Source organism: Halorubrum trueperi (assembly GCF_042662525.1).
GTDB classification, from domain to species: Archaea; Halobacteriota; Halobacteria; order Halobacteriales; family Haloferacaceae; genus Halorubrum; species Halorubrum trueperi.
Window position 1 is genome coordinate 51,981 of record NZ_JBHSXI010000008.1, and the last position, 17,220, is coordinate 69,200.

General features: G+C 53.3%; 14 protein-coding genes and 3 pseudogenes. 4 read left to right on the forward strand and 13 right to left on the reverse strand.

Annotated features, from left to right (window positions below; genetic code table 11):
• Position 1 precedes the first annotated feature (1 nt).
• Together ACFQEY_RS06815 and ACFQEY_RS06820 are read right to left on the reverse strand one after the other, a co-directional pair.
• Positions 2-1,045, reverse strand: coding sequence for a glycerophosphodiester phosphodiesterase (locus tag ACFQEY_RS06815; protein ID WP_379766245.1), 1,044 nt, complete (start codon positions 1,043-1,045; stop codon positions 2-4).
• A 722-nt stretch (positions 1,046-1,767) separates the two neighbouring features.
• Positions 1,768-2,785 (reverse strand): IS630 family transposase gene (locus tag ACFQEY_RS06820; RefSeq protein ID WP_379766248.1). Its coding sequence is split into 2 segments (ribosomal slippage): positions 1,768-2,269 and positions 2,268-2,785, totalling 1,020 coding nucleotides; the frame shifts between segments, so codons are not numbered across the junction.
• Between the two features lie 107 nt (positions 2,786-2,892).
• Between ACFQEY_RS06820 and ACFQEY_RS06825 the strand changes: the two genes are divergently transcribed.
• The gene (locus ACFQEY_RS06825; protein WP_379766251.1) at positions 2,893-3,162 is read left to right on the forward strand and encodes a HalOD1 output domain-containing protein; all 270 of its coding nucleotides are present in this window, start codon (positions 2,893-2,895) and stop codon (positions 3,160-3,162) included.
• A 62-nt stretch (positions 3,163-3,224) separates the two neighbouring features.
• Here the strand turns inward: ACFQEY_RS06825 and ACFQEY_RS06830 are convergent.
• Positions 3,225-3,594, reverse strand: a pseudogene (locus ACFQEY_RS06830) (ParA family protein); the annotation flags it as partial.
• A 302-nt stretch (positions 3,595-3,896) separates the two neighbouring features.
• Between ACFQEY_RS06830 and ACFQEY_RS06835 the strand changes: the two are divergent.
• Positions 3,897-4,571, forward strand: a complete 675-nt coding sequence (locus ACFQEY_RS06835; protein ID WP_379766254.1) for an RNA polymerase subunit sigma-70 — start codon at positions 3,897-3,899, stop codon at positions 4,569-4,571.
• Positions 4,568-5,262: pseudogene (locus tag ACFQEY_RS06840) on the forward strand (hypothetical protein). The gene ACFQEY_RS06835 and the pseudogene ACFQEY_RS06840 overlap by 4 nt, the downstream one beginning before the upstream one ends.
• 87 nt (positions 5,263-5,349) lie before the next feature.
• Here ACFQEY_RS06840 and ACFQEY_RS06845 read toward each other — a convergent pair.
• From ACFQEY_RS06845 to ACFQEY_RS06855, 3 genes are all read right to left on the reverse strand, one after another.
• Positions 5,350-5,622 carry a hypothetical protein gene (locus ACFQEY_RS06845; RefSeq protein ID WP_379766257.1) on the reverse strand — a complete coding sequence of 91 codons (273 nt, stop codon included), beginning with the start codon at positions 5,620-5,622 and terminating at the stop codon, positions 5,350-5,352.
• Between the two features lie 264 nt (positions 5,623-5,886).
• A complete protein-coding gene (locus tag ACFQEY_RS06850) occupies positions 5,887-7,278 on the reverse strand; it encodes a M20/M25/M40 family metallo-hydrolase (protein WP_379766260.1) in 1,392 nt (463 codons plus the stop codon).
• Positions 7,279-7,405: 127 nt separating this feature from the next.
• Complete coding sequence (locus ACFQEY_RS06855; RefSeq protein ID WP_379766263.1) at positions 7,406-8,110, reverse strand: DUF1028 domain-containing protein; 705 nt, start codon at positions 8,108-8,110, stop codon at positions 7,406-7,408.
• Positions 8,111-8,415: 305 nt separating this feature from the next.
• On the opposite strand from ACFQEY_RS06855, the gene ACFQEY_RS06860 reads away from it, so the two are divergent.
• The gene (locus ACFQEY_RS06860) at positions 8,416-9,564 is read left to right on the forward strand and encodes an MFS transporter (RefSeq protein ID WP_379766266.1); all 1,149 of its coding nucleotides are present in this window, start codon (positions 8,416-8,418) and stop codon (positions 9,562-9,564) included.
• A 205-nt stretch (positions 9,565-9,769) separates the two neighbouring features.
• Here ACFQEY_RS06860 and ACFQEY_RS06865 read toward each other — a convergent pair whose 3' ends face one another.
• The 7 genes and pseudogenes from ACFQEY_RS06865 to ACFQEY_RS06895 all read right to left on the reverse strand — a co-directional run bounded on the left by ACFQEY_RS06865 (position 9,770) and on the right by ACFQEY_RS06895 (position 17,128).
• Positions 9,770-10,924 carry a M24 family metallopeptidase gene (locus ACFQEY_RS06865; protein WP_379766269.1) on the reverse strand — a complete coding sequence of 385 codons (1,155 nt, stop codon included), beginning with the start codon at positions 10,922-10,924 and terminating at the stop codon, positions 9,770-9,772.
• A 122-nt stretch (positions 10,925-11,046) separates the two neighbouring features.
• Positions 11,047-12,405 carry an ABC transporter ATP-binding protein gene (locus tag ACFQEY_RS06870; RefSeq protein WP_379766272.1) on the reverse strand — a complete coding sequence of 453 codons (1,359 nt, stop codon included), beginning with the start codon at positions 12,403-12,405 and terminating at the stop codon, positions 11,047-11,049.
• Positions 12,402-13,433, reverse strand: a complete 1,032-nt coding sequence (locus ACFQEY_RS06875; RefSeq protein ID WP_379766275.1) for an ABC transporter ATP-binding protein — start codon at positions 13,431-13,433, stop codon at positions 12,402-12,404. The genes ACFQEY_RS06870 and ACFQEY_RS06875 overlap by 4 nt, the downstream gene beginning before the upstream one ends.
• The gene (locus ACFQEY_RS06880; RefSeq protein ID WP_379766278.1) at positions 13,430-14,407 is read right to left on the reverse strand and encodes an ABC transporter permease; all 978 of its coding nucleotides are present in this window, start codon (positions 14,405-14,407) and stop codon (positions 13,430-13,432) included. The genes ACFQEY_RS06875 and ACFQEY_RS06880 overlap by 4 nt, the downstream gene beginning before the upstream one ends.
• Complete coding sequence (locus ACFQEY_RS06885; RefSeq protein WP_379766635.1) at positions 14,404-15,078, reverse strand: ABC transporter permease; 675 nt, start codon at positions 15,076-15,078, stop codon at positions 14,404-14,406. Before ACFQEY_RS06885 ends, ACFQEY_RS06880 begins: the two co-directional genes overlap by 4 nt.
• A gap of 72 nt (positions 15,079-15,150) precedes the next feature.
• Positions 15,151-15,366, reverse strand: a pseudogene (locus tag ACFQEY_RS06890) (glutathione ABC transporter permease GsiC); the annotation flags it as partial.
• Between the two features lie 40 nt (positions 15,367-15,406).
• On the reverse strand, positions 15,407-17,128 hold the full coding sequence (locus ACFQEY_RS06895; protein ID WP_379766281.1) for an ABC transporter substrate-binding protein: 1,722 nt from the start codon (positions 17,126-17,128) through the stop codon (positions 15,407-15,409).
• Between the last annotated feature and the right edge of the window lie 92 nt (positions 17,129-17,220).

The following is a 17,220-nucleotide window of genomic DNA, read 5'->3' on the forward strand; positions in this document are numbered from 1 at the left end:
CTCACTCAGGCAGAAGGGTGGAATAGTCAGCGATGAGCCCGTCCACGCCGGCTTCAATGAGACGATCCGCCTGATACCACGACTCGACGGTCCAGACGTTGACCGCACGATCGTGGTTCCGCGCCCTTCGCACGAGATCAGTGTCGCCGAACCGTGAGCCGTCGAAGAACGGGGTACCGCGAATCATCGCCACCGGTGGGTGGATTGCGTCGGCGTCATATGCTTCGGCAATTGCGAGCCCGTCGTCGATTGACTCCCACAAGATGGGCGCAACTGACGCCATCGACTGCTCGGACACGACAGCGAGTGCCGCTTCGTAGAACGACGAAAAGAGGACCTCGTGACCGTGTGTCTCGACAATGTCGACGACACGAGTGACAAACGGACGCCAGATCTCTTGTTGGGTTTCGAGTGCGTTGCCAGTCAGTTTTTCACCGAAGCGGAGTGCGGTGCTCCCCGGGTTTTTCAGTTCAATATTGACGTCAACATCGTTCGGGATTGATTCCAGTACGTCTTCGAGTTTCGGCACCGTCTCCTCAGTTTGGAGTACCTTCGCACTCGTGACCGTTGCCGTACTCGTCTCCCAGACGATGCCCGAGGTGTCGGTGAGACCCATTCTCGTCCCGTCACGACCGGAAAGATCGTCGTCGTGAAACACCACGACGTCGCCATCGGCTGTTGGCACGACATCAAGTTCGACCATATCGGCGCGCGGCCCGGATCCATCTGTACGGGTTGCCGCCCGTGCGGCTGCGCACGTATTTTCGGGATTCTCTCCTGCAAAGCCTCGATGGGCGATTAGTGTCGGGTTTCCCGTCGGTTCAGGAGACTGTTGATCAGCAACTGTGTTGTTCCCGCCGTCAGTTCGCGGCGGCGAAACAGATACGAACCCGACGGCTCCCACTGCTGCGGTCGCCGTTCCTAGCAGAACGTTGCGCCGCCGCGGGCCAAGGGTCGCAAGCAACCCTCTGTTGCTACCTTTATGGGAGCGAAGAGATGAAGCCGTTGTCACGAGACCTCGCTCTGTTCGGCTATTGCTGGTCATTCTCGTACTCTGGTCCGAAATCGGGGCTTTCCGTTTCAGATACGTCAAACGAGGGGTGATAGTCATAGCACAGTCGGAGTGTGCCATGCAGATAGTTGCTGGTATGAGGACTATTGAGCGGTATGTAAAACCAGCCCACAGACAGACGTAGAGCCCCCCTACCGTCATTACGTCAGAAATGTCATTCGGACTACAGCGAATGAACACAACTGAGACTGCTCTGTATGTGGCATTAGCAATCCGATTCACCGACTCTGTTGAAATCCTCTGCAGTTGATATTTCACCACACCCGAATCGCTCAGTACTGTGAGTTCATATATCTGTGTTGGTGGTGTGGATGGTGATTATTCACCGTCGTACACTCTGGTGTATCGGAGGATTAAGCGGCCTTTATTGTCTGTGTCAGCCTCAATTGTGAATACGTCACCACGTTCAACTTCGTGTTCCCGGGAGATTGCTGCGGGAACCGCGATATCTAAGGTCGCGGTTCCTTCTCGTCCTCGAACCTTCACCGTCTTCTGCGTCATGTATCGATATGTCGGAGATGTACAGATACTACTTTCCAGACATATTACACATAATGTACATAAATAGTTAAATATATTACTAGTCCAGCGGTCTTAAGACATTAGAGTCTAACACAAGCATATGCTAGAGGTAACGCAGGTGTCTCTAAGGGTGCAGTCTCGCCAGCGAATACATTCGGAAGTGGTTATTATACTCAAGGATATAAGTATTTGAACATTATCGGGGAGTTCACGAGATCCAGTGATTCCTGAATCGCTTGATTGAACTGGTCGAGATCTTCGAACAACCGATTCTTCAGCTGCAAATTGAGCTGTCGCCAGCACTCCTCGACCGGATTCAGTTGTGGCGAATATCGGGGAAGAAAACACAGTTCGATCCCCGTCTCGTCCGCGAATCTCTTCATTTTCTTCGAAGCAAAATACGGCGCATTGTCGAGAACAACGATCAACTCCTCACCGAATTCATCTTGCAACGCGCGAAGGAAATGGATCGTCACTTCCGAGGTGAAATTGCTTTCACATCGATAGAAGAGTGACTCGCCGTGTTCGGACAACGCTCCCAGCAGCTTGGTTGCTTCCCACTGTTCAGAGACTTCCACGATGGCACGCTCGCCGCGTTTGAACCAACCGTGTCCGAGCTGAGTCTTCAGCCGTCGCCGTGTCTGATCGATCACGACGATGGTCGCGTCGTCACTCCGTCGAGTCAGTTTTTTTAAATCCTTCTTTGAACGCGTCTCTGGCGCGTTCGTCACCAGAAACGTACTCAGGTCGGGCGGTTTTCCACGTCAATCCCGCTTGGTGAAGCAACTCACGAATGTGCCGTCGAGAGTACTCTACGTCGAACTCCTCTTGGAGAAAAAGTTGAACAAGTCGTGGCGACCAATGCGGGGCGTCGATCCCCACCTCCTCTGGTGGTTCGTCGAGAGTTGATAGCAACTGTTCCCACCCGTCATCCGTGAGTTTCGACGGTCGCCCGGGTCGATCCGCGTCGTAGATCACGTCTTCGAACGACTCCGTATCGAGCCGTTCAAGGCGGTTCAGCCAGTTGTGGATCGTCGTTCGGGAAACGCCGTACCAGTCGGCGAGATCGGACTGCGAGACGCCTTCCTTGTAGTTGATTCCGACGACTACCCGCAACGTCGGGCGTTTTTGCTCGACTTCGTCGAGATATTCGCGGAGCTTGTCGGTCGACACAGCTTCAAGTCGTGCCATGCCTAATTATCGCCCTTACTGTTCAAATAATTTTCTCCGCCAGTATAGCAGTTCTTCTCCGAACAGCGTGGGGCAAAAGCATCACTGACAACCCATCGGAGTGATACGTGGGACGAGAATATGATTGGGATAGCGTTGAGCCTTCGGTGGCTCTCATCGAAACAATTGCTGCATTCGAACAGGATGATTTGACTGACCCGGTATCTGTCCTCAATCCTCCACTCGATGCGTGTCTCGACTCTGACTCTCTGAACACCCTTGTTCGGAGTAAAACCGCCGTCTCCATTACTCTCAGAATTGCCGAATATCACGTTCAAATCGACGAAAATACAGTCGAAGTAACGAAAAACATTGGTAGTTCCGACAAACGTTTGTAGCCAACACGTACTCTTCAGCGACCACCAGTTTCAGACGAGAATGTGTCTGAAGAATCGGATTTCAACAGAGCCTCGTAGTCCCAATCGAGTTCGTTGAGAGTCATCTTCAGTCGTTCTCGACTCTTCGGCGCCTCAAGCAACGTCTGGATGTTTTGTTGTTCGCAAGCTTCTCGCTCGCGGGGAGGCTGTCGAATTCCTCGTGCTCGACGATGATGTCGTTCCCGATTTCATCTGGTCGAAGTCGAGGACGTCGAACACCGTTGTACGGTCGGTATCGTAGTACATATCGTTGTAGGCGAGTGAGCAGGTGAGTCCTCCGTGATAGTCGATGTCGACCAGGAGGACGTCGTAGCCCCGGGCAGCTAGCGCCCTGCCTGTGTGAATGACGTCAGTCGTCTTCCCGGCACCTCCCTTCTGATTCGCCACGGTGATTCATGCAGTGTTGGTGTCGGTCATTTTCCTTCGTTTACCCCGTTGTGTTCGTTACGTTCGTTTTTCTCGTTTTGTACATCGAGTACAGGGCAGCCAGTTCATCCTCTACCAGTTCGTTTCTCAGAATACGTTCAATACATTCGTTTTTCTCGTTCCGTTCGTTTTGCTCGTTGAATTCGTTATAGTCGTTCCGCGTGTTTTCAGCGAGAATCAGGACTACCTTCGAGACGAATGGAGAGATCGTGCTTCCTGGCCAGTCGAGTAAGACTTTTAACTGTTACCTGATTATTGGTAATTACCAGATGCACGAGGTTCTCGACGACACGGCGGTACAGACTATCCTCGCCATCGAGAGTGGTGACTCTATCCGCCGTGTCGCCCAACACCTCCACACGCCCTACGAGACAGTGAGACAGGCCGTCAATCGGCTGGAAGACGCAGGCTACGTTTCCTATGACGACGGCCTCACTGTCGTCGACGAGTGCGTACGCGACGCAGCCCGCGAGCTCGTCGCTGCCAGCGCCGGCGTCAGTCCGCCCTCCATCGAAGAGGCCTACGTCATCCCACAGTTCGGTGACTGGCCGTTCGCGTTCACGCGGATCGACGCCGTCTACGTGTGGACTCAGGGCGGCTACCAGGTCGGTCGCGAGCCCGACGACTATCCATTGTTCCTCGCTGTTCGTGAGCAGGACGTCGACGCCTGGGAGACATTTTTCGAGTCGTTCGACCTCCCCACCGCATTCGAGCGACAGCCTCGAGACGAGTTGGACGGACCGCTACAGATGGTCCTCGAGCCACGCCCGTCACTCGACCTCGAATACGTCGAGGGGTACCCGGTGATACCGAGAGCAGAGACGATCGAGTACATGCGCGAGAACTACGCCCAGTTCCAGTCGGCGCTGGCGATGCTCGACCGGATGTACGAGGACCTCGACCTCGACGTCACGTATCGAGAGACCGAACGGGCGCAGCCATGAGCTTCAACAACCGAAGTGACGCGCTCATCGAACTGCTCGAAGATCTCACCCAAGAGGGCCATGAGTACGTCCTTGTCGGTGGTTACGCTGTCTCAGCGTTCAATGCTCGCTTCTCCACGACCTCGATATCGTCGTCGCGCCGGATTCCAAAGCTGACTTCGTCGAGTTCCTCGAACGGCGGGGCTTCGAAGAAACGGACAGCCACGCCAAAGAATGGTTCTACGACACCGAAGTAATCGAGTACGAGAAGCGGCTCACGTCGCAGCAGCCGATCGGCTTCGATCTCCTGGTGAACGGACTCGGGTGTCGCCAGACGGAGGCACAGTGGTCGTTCGACTACCTGTACGACCACAGCCACCAACAGGAGGTGAGCGGGGGCACAGTGACGACGACAGCCAGAGTCATCGATGGGGCCGTCCTCGTGGCGGCAAAGATCCACAGCGGCCGCGAAACAGACCTTCGAGATGTCCTGGCAGTCGCCGAAGAAATCGATCTCGACGCTGTCACGCCCCACCTGCGACGAAGGGACGACGATGCGCTACAGGAGCAACTTAAGCGTGGACTGGAGATTATAGAGAGCGATGAACTCAAGCACGGGTATCGGAGTGACTTTGGAGCCTCCGCTGTCTCAGAAGAAACGGTCACCGCTCTTCAAGAGTATCTGTCTGCACAGATTGACCAACTGAGCTGAAGCGGTCGGGACCTCGTTGATCGGAAGCCAAAGATACTGTCCTCTTCAGGGGTGTTTGCAGTCGGTCAAACAATTGGAGAGGCGATGTCAGTCGACCGTCGCTAACACACGGACGTCCGTAGCTGAGTGTCGTTCCCGTTCAGTACGAGCACCATGCTCGCGGAGGAACTCATCAATACGGTCGGCAAGGGACTCCGCACCCGCTCTATCGACGTGGACGATCAGCGTCGGACGCTCCTTGTCGCTGTTCTCAATCACGAGCGAGACATCCTTGAACTTGTCTGGCTGTCTGTACGCCTCGAACTCATCGGCGACCTGGTCGGCTAGGTCGTCGAGTACATCAATCGGTTCCTTTGTCATAGATTGAATTTCGACCTTGCAAGGTTGTGCCATCGCGAACGGGTGGAATAAGGACCTGAGCTGGCTGCTTGTCTATCGTTGAACGACGCTTGCCTCGCTAGCAGAATTGATGTTACGGTCTATCGAGATGAGCAAATGCTTGTACTATAAAGAAAAGCAATAAATAGATGAATAGGACGCCGATCGGGCGTCTTTGAGGACTCGATCGTCGTCGCTTTTCTCCGCAAGGTGGCCAACGAACTCATTCGCGACCATACTAACTCGTTACAACGTGGCACCGAGATTACGGAAGATCCGTATCGAGCATCGAATCCCGCTCTCGAAGTGGCTCACCTTCAGGTTTTCGTTCGGTGAATGGTTCTGTTCGTCGAAATTAGCGTAGGGAACAGCGATGTACGGCAAACCAAGCTCCTCGTAGAAGACATGGTACGGCCCAGCGCCGCCCGCAGAGGGCTTCACGATCGGTTTCTGTCCCCAAACGTCGGTCACCGCGTTCACAACCGGTTCACGGAACGGTGCATCCAACGAGATTCGAAGGGGATTCACGCTTCCGATTTTCAACATCTTCCAGGAGAACTTATCGGACGCGTGCGTCTCGACGTGGTCTTCGAATAGCCCGTAGATATCACCCGGATCCTGGTTCTCGACCAACCGAAGGTCGAGTTTCGCTGTTGCAGTCGCCGGAATAGCCGTCTTCGCGCGTTCTCCGGCGTAGCCCCCGTGAATTCCAGCAATACTCACCGATGGATGGAACATGAGTTTTTCGTAGTAAGAGTTACCGGGTCCATCAGCCAATCCGTCACTGTTGGTCGCCTCGAGGAGCGATTCGTCCTCGAAGGGAATGTCCTCAAGGGCTCCATAGTCCTCCGCTGTTAGGTCGGCTACGTCGTCGTAGAATCCGTCCACAGTGATGGATCCGTCCTCTCCTTTCATGGAATTCAACAGATCAACGATAGCCCAGAGTGGATTCGGGACCGGGCCGCCGAAGTTTCCGGAATGCAGATCACGATCCGGCCCTTCTGCAGTTATTTCGAAGTATAGAAGCCCTCTAGTTCCGAGATTTACCTCGGGATGATCGTTTCGTTCCATCGGTCCGTCAGCGTTGAATACCAAGTCCGCCTCAAGTATCTCTCCGTTCTCCCTCACCGCCGCTTGGAGGTTCTGACTACCGCTTTCCTCCTCTCCTTCAAGCAAAAGCGTGATGTTCAGCGGAATGCCGCCCTCCGCACGGAGGGCGTCGACAGCACAGACATGGGCAAAAAACTGACCCTTGTTGTCACCCGCACCGCGAGCGTAGATACGCTCGTCTCCGCTCGCATCCGTCCTGACCGTCGGAACGAACGGAGGAGATTGCCACTCGTCCGGATCCACCGGCTGAACGTCGTAATGACCGTATATGAGCAACGTCGGAAACTCATTTTCTGCAACGTGATCAACGTAGGCCCGCGAGATGACCGCAGGATATCCGTCAGTGTCGACGACCCTCGAGTCGTCGAAACCGTACGTAGAACAGAGATCTGCGACCAGCTCCGGACACTCCTCCATGCCCTCTCCGGTTGCACTCACGGACGGCGTCGACAGGAGGCTGAACAGGGATTCTAAGTAGCCGTCAAATCGTTCGTCTACACGCCGTTCTACCGCATCTGTCCCGGTCATACGACACCTCGGTGTTCGTGGCCAGCCACGTTGTCATCGAAGTGAACGAACTCCGTCTGTCGGATAAATCCTAGACCGCACCTGGTCGGTCCATTCCGAGCGCCGGCGAGGTGAGTATGCCGATTTGTCATCGATCGGTGTAATGGCCCATCCCTATGTCCTTGTAACTATCCATGGCGAGATCGTACACTTCCCGTATGTCGTCGAACGGCTGTTTCGTCGCGTCCACGCGGAAGTCGTGATCGAAGGGGACGGGCGCGATTCGCTCGGAAGATCGGATGCGGATTGCCACGCTGTGAACCGGGAGATCCGTCCGCTTGTCACCGCCGGCATCATATCCCGCTTCGAGAGCGTCTATCAATCGTTTCGGGAGGGGATCCTCCGAGTTCTTCTCCCGGTACTCCTCCGCGACAGACTGTACGACTTCTGCTCCGGCAAGGACGTTTCCCGCAACGGTGAATCCATCTCCGACAACATGGCCCGCCCAGTCGCTCGCCTCGTCACCTGTATGTGCAAAACTGCCTTCCGCGTCGACTCCGTGTGTCTGCCGGATCGACTTCTGATCGTCCACTTTGAGAAGGGCGGGAATGGCGTCTTCGATTGAAACGCCATCTTCGACGTATTCGGCTACCTTTTTTCGAAGTTCTATGTTCGGAATCGAAAATGAGGAATCGATGCCCCCCGCCTGTGCGCAGACGGCCGCATTCTCGGTGACATAGGGAGACTTCATGCCGATGTTGGCGACTCGAGTCGTAATTCCAGTCCCGAATCGAATGTGATCCACGCCGTCACTGTTCTCGTAGCGTTCTCTAACGCAGATGCTAAATGTCACAATTGTCGCTCATGGGGAAGCATATTTAATCTTCCTGTTGGGACACGTTTGAACACTCCATCGAACATTACGGTCCGCTAAACTCGAGTGTGGTCGTCAGCCTCTTCGATAGGATGACGACTGGGAAGTAATTGGGGGCGTAACGACCGGGCGCTTGTGTCCACAATCAGTACCGACGACCAGATTACTATCATGAATTATAGTGAAAATAACGTTTATTATCGCTCAAATAGTTGGATATCATGTCCTGTTTTTTTATGAGCTACCGTGTGAATTCTATATGTAATCTTTTGTGTATCTTTCGGGTGTACAAATCACGGTTACTTCTGGTGGTCGCCTGCGGAACGTTGCTCAGAGAGCTGATTAGGCTTATTCTTTCGCCACTCCTCCCGACCCTGATCGAGGACTTTTCCATCTCACCGGGATTGGCCGGGATTGCCCTGTCCCTCCTTGGGGCACTCGGAGCCCTGTTTCAGTATCCCGGCGGACGGCTTTCGGATCGGTTGACTCGGAAGACGGTGTTTCAATTCACGTTCGTAGGCATAGTCTTCGGGTGTACCGTCTTGCTTTACTCTCCGACCTATCTGGTGTTTCTATTCGGCATAACGATTGTGGGCGTGGCCGTGGGGCTCTATCCTGCCGCAGCAGCAGCACAGATCTCCGACGCATTCACCGAGAAACGCGGACAGATGCTCGGACTGAACGTGGCAGCCGCGAGCTTCGGTGGCATACTTTCTACAGTCATTGTGCTGCTCGTGTTACCGATCACATCATGGCAGTTCGTATTCTTTCCGATCATCGTCTTTTCGCTGGTAATGGTCGTATTTACCCACACGACCATCCGAGGCGGATACGTCCTCAAACCAGTGAATCTGGGGGTCGTAGGCGTGAGTAACCGAATTCTGAAAACTCCTCGACTCCGGTTGATCATCGTCGCGTCGTCGATGTTTTCCCTGACTTGGCAGGGTGTGCTGGGATTCCTCCCTACAATATTACAGGTTGAAAAAGGCTTTACGGAAATGACTGCCACCCTCGCGTTCGGTTCCCTGTTCGTTATCGGACTCTTCGCGAATCCCCTAGCGGGCGTCATCGGCGATCGGATTCAGTACCAGATAGTCGCCGTAACTTCCACCGCCCTAACTGCGGTTGGGATCGGGTTGGTTTTCTTTTCGAGCGGTGTGCTTACTTTCGGAATCGGCCTCGTTGTTCTGGGCGTAGGACTGGCAAGCTACTGGCCGGTGGTGGCCGCGTACCTGATCGGTATTCTCACGGAGGGAAATCTCGGTGGGGATTACGGCGCTGCGAGGTCGATATACCTATTAATAGGGAGTACGGGGCCGTTTCTCGTGGGAATAGTCTCAGGCCAAGTGGGCTACTCTTGGTCACTCGTCGGGCTTTGTGTGTGTGCAGTTGGCAGTAGTGCCATCTGGGTCTACCTTTCAGTCTTCGAGTAGAGCACCGTATGGTAAACCAAACACTCGCAACGCCCCGATCCACGGAAGATTGACGCGTGCCGTCGCCGTCTCGAGAGAGAAACTCGTCACCCATAGGCAACCGGGTGTGCCATCCCTAAGTCGAACGAATTCCGACATCCGCGATCGAGACATCTATCTCTATCATCCTCCGAACTCGATCACGGTCTATTATTTTTGGGGAGCACTAGTCCAACGATTTCCATCCGTGGTCCGAGTCCGTCAACCGTCTGCTACCGCCCTCTTCTACCAGGACATCGTCCTCAATTCGGATCCCCCAGTCATCCGAATAGATCGCCGGTTCGACGGTGACAACCATGCCGGGCTGAAGTTCGATCGCGTTCCCCTCTCCAATGTACTGACCAGACATCAAAAATGGCGGCTCGTGGACGCCCAGTCCGACTCCATGACCGGTCACGTGGAGGAATTGCTCCCCGTAACCGGCGTCCTCGATTATCGACCGAGCCACCTCGTCTATCTCACTCGCGACCACACCCGGCTCAATTGCCTCTACCGCGGCCTGTTGGGCCTCAAGGACGACCTCATATGCCTCCTTGAAGGGCTCTGGGGGTTCACCTTCGTAGACGACGACTCTCGCCTGGTCGCTGAGGTATCCGTTGACGCTCGCACCGAAATCAAGCACAACGGGCTCGTTTGGCCTTATCTCGCGACGTCCGAGATCCCGAGCGGGATAGTAGGACGGTTTCGCGCCGTTCGGTCCACTCGCGACGGCAACCGGAAATGAGGCGAGACCGGAGTCTCCTCCCTTCTCCTGCATCCGATACTGAATCTCTGCGACGAGTTCATTCTCCGTCATTCCGACAGCGTCAAGTCCGCGGATTTCTTCACTCACCTCGTCGACGATCTCACAAGCTCGCTCGATCGCGTCTATCTCATATTGATCCTTCTGGATACGCTGTTGCATCACGATGTCGTCTGCGAGCTCGATCTCCGCATCGAGTATCTTGTGCAGGTCGTCAACAAATAATGCCCACATCTGTTCATCTATGAAGACCGTATCCTCTGAAGTGAGGCCTAGTGAGGAAAGAGCATCCATAAGTGCTTCGACGGGATCGTCGTCATCATCCCAGATCACAATATCCTCAATCGGTGTCAGTTCCCGAATATTCCGTTCATTATTACTGGACATGAAGAGGAACGGATCCCCGTCGCTCGGGAGGACAAAAAAAGTATGACGTGGTTGGATTTGCAACTCAGGATTCCCGGCCAAGTAGAATTGATCATCACCCGGGGGAAGAATTAACGCCTTTCCACCCTGCCTTTTTAATTCCTTCCGGACGTTTTCTATACGCTCTTCATAGACGCTCGGCTCTCTTGCCATTGGCGATACCTACAATCACCTCCTAGCCAATTAATGTGATGGAACCGGCACAAATCACCACGCGGGTTCCTGTAACTAGCAATCTATCCGGCATCGGAGGAATCCTAACGAATCATCCTCGTCTACGAGTTTCTGTCCGTAACCAAGGAACTGTCCGTCCTCCCAGCGGGGGGATTCTGTTCCACTCGTAAACATGCGACGGTATGCTTCGGACTCGGCTCGACACGTTCCGGCTTTTGCTGGCAAGGGGAGGTAAAGGTATCTTGAATGAGTGACTGTGCTTCGCTCCAATCACCGTCGATGACGTGACTGGCGCACCGATAAAATTGGTCCTGTATCTCCTTGGGATATGCTCCTACCTGTATCGGGAGAGACTCACGGAGGATCTGCTCCTTAATATCCTTCTCAGTAACATTTTCATTCTTTGCTTCCAGTCGTGTACGGATCGCTTTGGGATCTATCTCCTCATTGTGGATCCGAGTTCGCAGGTCGAATCCAGCCTTAAATTCTTCCTGGGTACCACTCCATTTCTCGGGCGGAATAATTTCGGGGCACCGTGTGTGGAACCTGCAGCCGGACGGCGGATCAATCGGCGATGGAACCGCGCCACGAAGGATTGTCCGATCTCTTTCTTCCCGAACATCTCGATTGATGCGCGGGACTGCGGAAAGGAGAGCTTTCGTATAAGGGTGCTTGGGCTCTTCAAAGAGTTTCGAAGTGGGTGCTAACTCCATGATTTCTCCTAGGTACATCACTGCTACCCGATCCGCGATATACCGGATGACACTGAGGTCGTGGGCGATAAACAGGATGGTCAATTCTAGTTCATCTTGGAGTCCCTGGAGGAGTTCAAGAATTTGCGCTTGTACGCTAACGTCGAGTGCACTTACTGGCTCATCAGCAATCAGTAACTTCGGCTCTAGAGTTAATGCTCGTGCAATAGCGATTCGCTGTTGCTGTCCACCACTAAACTGGTGGGGGTAGCGTGCTACATGGTTGGGTTCGAGACCAACACGTCGTAGTTGATCCTTCGCCCTCTTCATACGTTCTTCATCGCTATCTCCAATATCGTGAGCTTCCATCGGAGCTTTCAGTATGGTGCCAACTGACTGCCGAGGATTGAGAGACGAGAGCGGGTCTTGGAAGATCATTTGGACGTCTTTCCGATATTCCTTGAGCTGTTTCCCTGAAAGATCAGTGGCATCTCTGTCCGAATACTTGATTTGTCCTTCGGTTGCATCGTGAATCCCAATCAACGTTCGGGCAAGAGTGCTTTTTCCGCATCCGCTTTCTCCAACAACACCGAATGTCTCCCCCTTATTGATTTCCAGATCGACGTTGTCTAACGCGTGCACCGTTTCAGCGTTTCCGAGAAATCTGTCCAGTAACCCATCAGACTGAATGAAGTGCTTCGTGAGACCTTCCACCTTCAGTAGAGGGGGGTCTGAGATTTGGCCTCCCCGGTTGAGGTCCGAATTCATTGTTTCTCCTCCTCTCCTCGACGGAGACATGCCGCCGTATGAGTGGGATCACCAACGGTGCGGAACTCGGGGTCTATTTCGAAACACTCCGGTTTCGCTTCCGAACACCGAGGAGCGAAGTGACACGCCTGCTGGATGTCGATTAAATCAGGCACGCTGCCCGAAATCGGTTCGAGATCCGCCCTAGGTTCGTCGATTGAGGGCATGCTACTGAGAAGGGCTTGAGTGTAAGGGTGCTGCGGGCTCTGGAACAATCTGTCGGCAGGTGCTTTTTCCACAATTTCTCCAGCATACATGATATTCACAGTGTCACACATCTCTGAAATGACAGCGAGGTCATGGGTGATGAGAAGAATCGACGTGTCGAACGCTTCTCTGAGGGATTGGAGCTCTGCTAGAATCTGTGCCTCGATGGTGACGTCAAGGGCGGTCGTTGGTTCGTCGGCGATGATCAAGTCGGGTTCACAAGATAGAGCCATCGCGATCAACGCTCGCTGTCTCATCCCCCCACTGAACTGATGGGGAAAGTTCGAAACCCTACTCGATGGTTCGGGAATCCTCACACTTTCCAGCATCTCGATCGCTCGTCTCCAGGATTCGCTGGTCTTCACCGATCCCAGAATCTTCCGCTTCATCTCGGCAGAGAGAGATATGGACTCGCCGCCGTCACTGTTGAATCGGATGGTCTCTGCAATCTGTTCTCCGACCGTCAGCGTCGGATTGAGGGTACTCATGGGATTCTGGAAGATGATAGAGACGGATTTTCCACGAATTTCTCTCAACTCCTTTTCAGACTTCGCCATCAAAGACTCGCCGTGCAGTCGAATGTCCCCCTGACGAATCTCGCCGGGAGGGTCGATGAGCCCCATAATGCTCTTTGCAAGAACGCTTTTGCCACTTCCACTTTCACCAGCGATTCCCACAATCTCTCCTGGTTCGATGGTCAAGTCAACACCATCTACCGCTTTGACGACGCCACGATCCGTGTCGAAATGAGTCCGGAGTTCCTCTATTTCGAGGACGCTCATTGGCTCACCTCTTGGTCCTTGACGTCGAGGGCGTCTCTCAGCCCGTCTCCAAGGAGGTTGAACGCCAGCACCGTTATCATGATTGCAAGGCCCGGCATAACACTAATCCACCAGTGGGTGGTGATATACCCTCTACCATCGGCGATCAGTAGTCCCCACGTTGGCGTCGTCGGTTTTACCCCGAGGCCGAGGAACGAAAGGCCCGCCTCCGCGATGATTGCCAGTGGAATCATGACTGTTGCCTGGACAATGAGGGGCCCCATGGCGTTTGGAAGCATCTCACGCAACATGATTCGTCTGTCGGAAAGGCCCAGAACATGAGCGGCTAACACATATTCCTCCTCTCGAATCCAAAGAGCTTCACCTCTAACCAGCCGTGCGAAGTCATCTACGAACGCTAACGAAACGGCGATCACGACGTTTACCACGCCCAAGCCACCGAAGAAGGCAATAACTCCAAGCGCCAGGACTAGTTCGGGAAACGCCCATTGGAAATCGATGTATCTCATCAGCAAGTTGTCTACCCATCCGCCACGGAATCCAGCATACAATCCAATAGCCGTGCCGATCGTGAATGAGATCGCTATCGTTGAGAGGGCAACTAGCATGGAGATTTGTGCACCATAAATCACTCTCGTGAGGATATCGTTACCGTAGGAGTTCGTACCGAGTGCGTGAAATACCCTCTCTTGTTGACCGTCATTGTTAAAATCACCTTCGGAGTACGAGCCTGGCTCCTGCATCAATTCGAACGTATCGTCCTCGTCATGCGGGGCGATGTATGGAGCAAAGATCGCTGTTCCTATCATGAGAACGACGACAATTGCGCTGAGGAGTCGCAGCTTGTTTCCTAACAGCTCCTTTAACAGTCTTTCTCTCATCGTCTCGTACTCTGGCATGGTATCGTCACGGCCATTGTCCTCTCCGGATGGATAGTTCGAGGACCCGTCCATTTGCGTATCGGTATCGGTCATGAATTTTCCTCCCCGTATCGGATTCTGGGATCGATCACGGAGTACGTGAGGTCAACAAACAGGTTGATCATGATAAAACCCCCAGCAAGTACTAGCATCCCGCCCTGGGTAACCGTGTAATCCCGATTGATGATCGACTGTACTACGACCCTGCCCATTCCTTTTATTCCAAACACGATTTCTACAGTGACGACACCGCCAATAATCATTGCCAAGTTGATCCCGGCAACCGTGATCACAGGTATCAACGCGTTTTGGAGAGCGTGCTTGTAAAATCGAATCTGTCTCGGAACGCCTTTTGCACGCGCCATAGTCATGTATTGTTGATCCAATACCTCTAGGAGCGACGAGCGCATCATACGCATAACGACAGCTGCATATGGGAGCCCCACGGCCAACCCCGGTAGGATGATGCTCTTCAACCAAGGAACTACCCCCTCACTTAATGGGGTGTATCCAAACACGGGGAGTATTCCGAGCTTGACGCTGAACACCACCATGAGAACGATTCCAAGGAAGAACGGCGGGAGTGACAGACTAAGGAACGTGAGTACCGTGGCGACCTTATCGCTTGTCTCGTCCCTGTGTGTCGCGCTGAAAATCCCTACTGGTATCGCGATGAGAAAACCTGCGAGGACACCTACTGTACCAATTGCGGCAGTCTTCGGCATCGCTTGACTAAGGATTATCGAAACCTCTTGGCCTGTCCTAAGGCTTTGTCCTAAATCGAATTGAACCAATCCCTGAAGGTATTCGGCGTATTGAATCCATATTGGACGGTCGAGACCTAACTGATGACGAACCGCATTGACATTTGCCTGAGTTGCTTGCGTTCCTAAGATCGCTGCAGCGGGACCACCTGGAATCGCCCGAAGCCCGAAGAAAATAACTGTAGCTGCTAACCACATTATGAATAACGAATGAGCGATCCGTTTTGCGATATAACTTTGGAGCGACATTGAATGTTTTGAATTCTGTTATTTACTTTCGTCTATCGGGCTACTCTTCTAGGTATACACTCCGGAAGCGCTTAATGGGTCCGTGATGGAAGTAATTTTTCATCGCCGGTCGGCGGACAGAGAGAGCCACTTGGTGCTCAATGAAGGCCCACACGGCGCGCTCGATGAGTTTGTCTTCGATCTCCCAGAGCATCTCTTTACGAGCCTCCTGATCAAGTTCCTGACGCTGCTGTTGAACCAACTCTGCATGATCATCGGGATAGTAGTTCCACCAATTCTGTGCAGCTTCACCTAACGGCCCAAAGTCTGAAGAAACAGTAAGGTCAGGCTCCGGAACAGTACTGTTTCCCCAAGGCATGAAGACAAAATTACCGTTGGCAGCACGTTCGAAAAGCGTCGGGAAGTCGAGCTGATCTAGTTCGATTTCCCAACCGAGAGTTTCCTGGAGCATATTTCGCATTACACGAGCGCCACGTAGTTCTGGCTGGGCAACCGTCATGGTCACCTCGAGATCCATCGCTCCGGCCTCCTCGGCGAGTTCTTGGGCTCCTTCAGGATCGTACAGCTGATCTTCAGGCTTCTGATCATCCGCCTCCCCGTACTCCTCCCGGTACACCCAATCAATTACTGGATTGTAGATAGAGGTGTCGGCCGCGCCATATCCAAGGAATGTTTCCTCAACGTAGAGCTCGTTGTCGATAGCTTTCGCTGCAGCCATACGGACGCGTTCGTCCGTAAACGGTTCCGCCTCGTTATTGAACCCCAGACCACCGAAATTCGGCCCGAGACGGCTCTCAAGTTCGACCTCGGGAGACTCCTCAAGTTGATCGGCTTGTGCAGCGGGAATGAGACTTACATAGTCGACCTCACCTGTCTGAATCGCGCTTACCCGTGACTGTGGCTCTTGCAGCGGCATTACATCTAATCCATCCAGATACGGAAGTGGGTTCCCGTCAGAGTCAGTCTGGTGATATTCGGTGTGAGCATCTGCGCTAAGTTCGGTCCCCAGTTCGTGTCCAACGATTTTGAACGGGCCAGAACCCACGGGCTGCAAATTGTACTCACTTTCGCCCATTTCATCAATAGCACTTTGACTAACGATAGCACCTGAAGGTGCCACGTTAGGCGTCAGATTCATGAAAATGGGAGCGAACGGCTGTTCGAGGTTCAGGCGTAGTCGGTAATCGTCCTCGACAACAACGCCTTCACCTTCGATTGGTGTGCTCAAGACTGACAGCTTATCACCGTGGACTGACACGTCAGACTCCACAACGCGATTCAGTGAGTACTGAATATCCTCAGCAGTGACTTCGTCTCCGTTATGGAAAGTAGCGTTTTCGACAAGATCGAATATGATGGTCTGTCCGCCATCCTCCACTGTCCAATCGCTCGCAAGATCACCCTGTAGCGTGAAGTCATCTGCTACCTCAGTCAATCCACTAAAATAATTCCCAAATATAAACTTGAATTGGGTGAGTTCTGCTCGGTGGGGATCAAGATTGTCGAGTTGGGCAACGTTCCAAGCAGCCTGTAGTCGACCCCCGTACCGTTCACCACTCCTGCCATCACTGCCATCACTGCCATCACTGCCATCACTGCCATCACTGCCATCATCGCTGCCCAAACAGCCGGAAAGACCGCCAACACCGGCTGCCCCAAGAAGTTTCATCGTCGTCCTGCGATCGATGACTGGACCTTCGAGATCTTTCACTGAAATGTCTAGTCGCTTGCTGACCATATCCTCTTTGCCTTTTTGTGGCATGTGACCAGGTGTCATCGTAGTAGTACTTAAAGTTTTCTACAGCTACAGTAAAGCGCCGTTTAAAAAATTTGGCTCTGTAGTTTCGGTACACC

What these genes read in the sequence shown, in the direction of transcription:
- ACFQEY_RS06815 (WP_379766245.1), bottom strand. Translation starts at nt 1,045, where the DNA reads ATGACCAGCAATAGCCGAACAGAGCGAGGTCTCGTGACAACGGCTTCA.
- ACFQEY_RS06835 (WP_379766254.1), top strand. Translation starts at nt 3,897, where the DNA reads ATGCACGAGGTTCTCGACGACACGGCGGTACAGACTATCCTCGCCATC.
- ACFQEY_RS06845 (WP_379766257.1), bottom strand. Translation starts at nt 5,622, where the DNA reads ATGACAAAGGAACCGATTGATGTACTCGACGACCTAGCCGACCAGGTC.
- ACFQEY_RS06850 (WP_379766260.1), bottom strand. Translation starts at nt 7,278, where the DNA reads ATGACCGGGACAGATGCGGTAGAACGGCGTGTAGACGAACGATTTGAC.
- ACFQEY_RS06865 (WP_379766269.1), bottom strand. Translation starts at nt 10,924, where the DNA reads ATGGCAAGAGAGCCGAGCGTCTATGAAGAGCGTATAGAAAACGTCCGG.
- ACFQEY_RS06870 (WP_379766272.1), bottom strand. Translation starts at nt 12,405, where the DNA reads ATGAATTCGGACCTCAACCGGGGAGGCCAAATCTCAGACCCCCCTCTA.
- ACFQEY_RS06875 (WP_379766275.1), bottom strand. Translation starts at nt 13,433, where the DNA reads ATGAGCGTCCTCGAAATAGAGGAACTCCGGACTCATTTCGACACGGAT.
- ACFQEY_RS06880 (WP_379766278.1), bottom strand. Translation starts at nt 14,407, where the DNA reads ATGACCGATACCGATACGCAAATGGACGGGTCCTCGAACTATCCATCC.
- ACFQEY_RS06885 (WP_379766635.1), bottom strand. Translation starts at nt 15,078, where the DNA reads ATGCCGAAGACTGCCGCAATTGGTACAGTAGGTGTCCTCGCAGGTTTT.
- ACFQEY_RS06895 (WP_379766281.1), bottom strand. Translation starts at nt 17,128, where the DNA reads ATGCCACAAAAAGGCAAAGAGGATATGGTCAGCAAGCGACTAGACATT.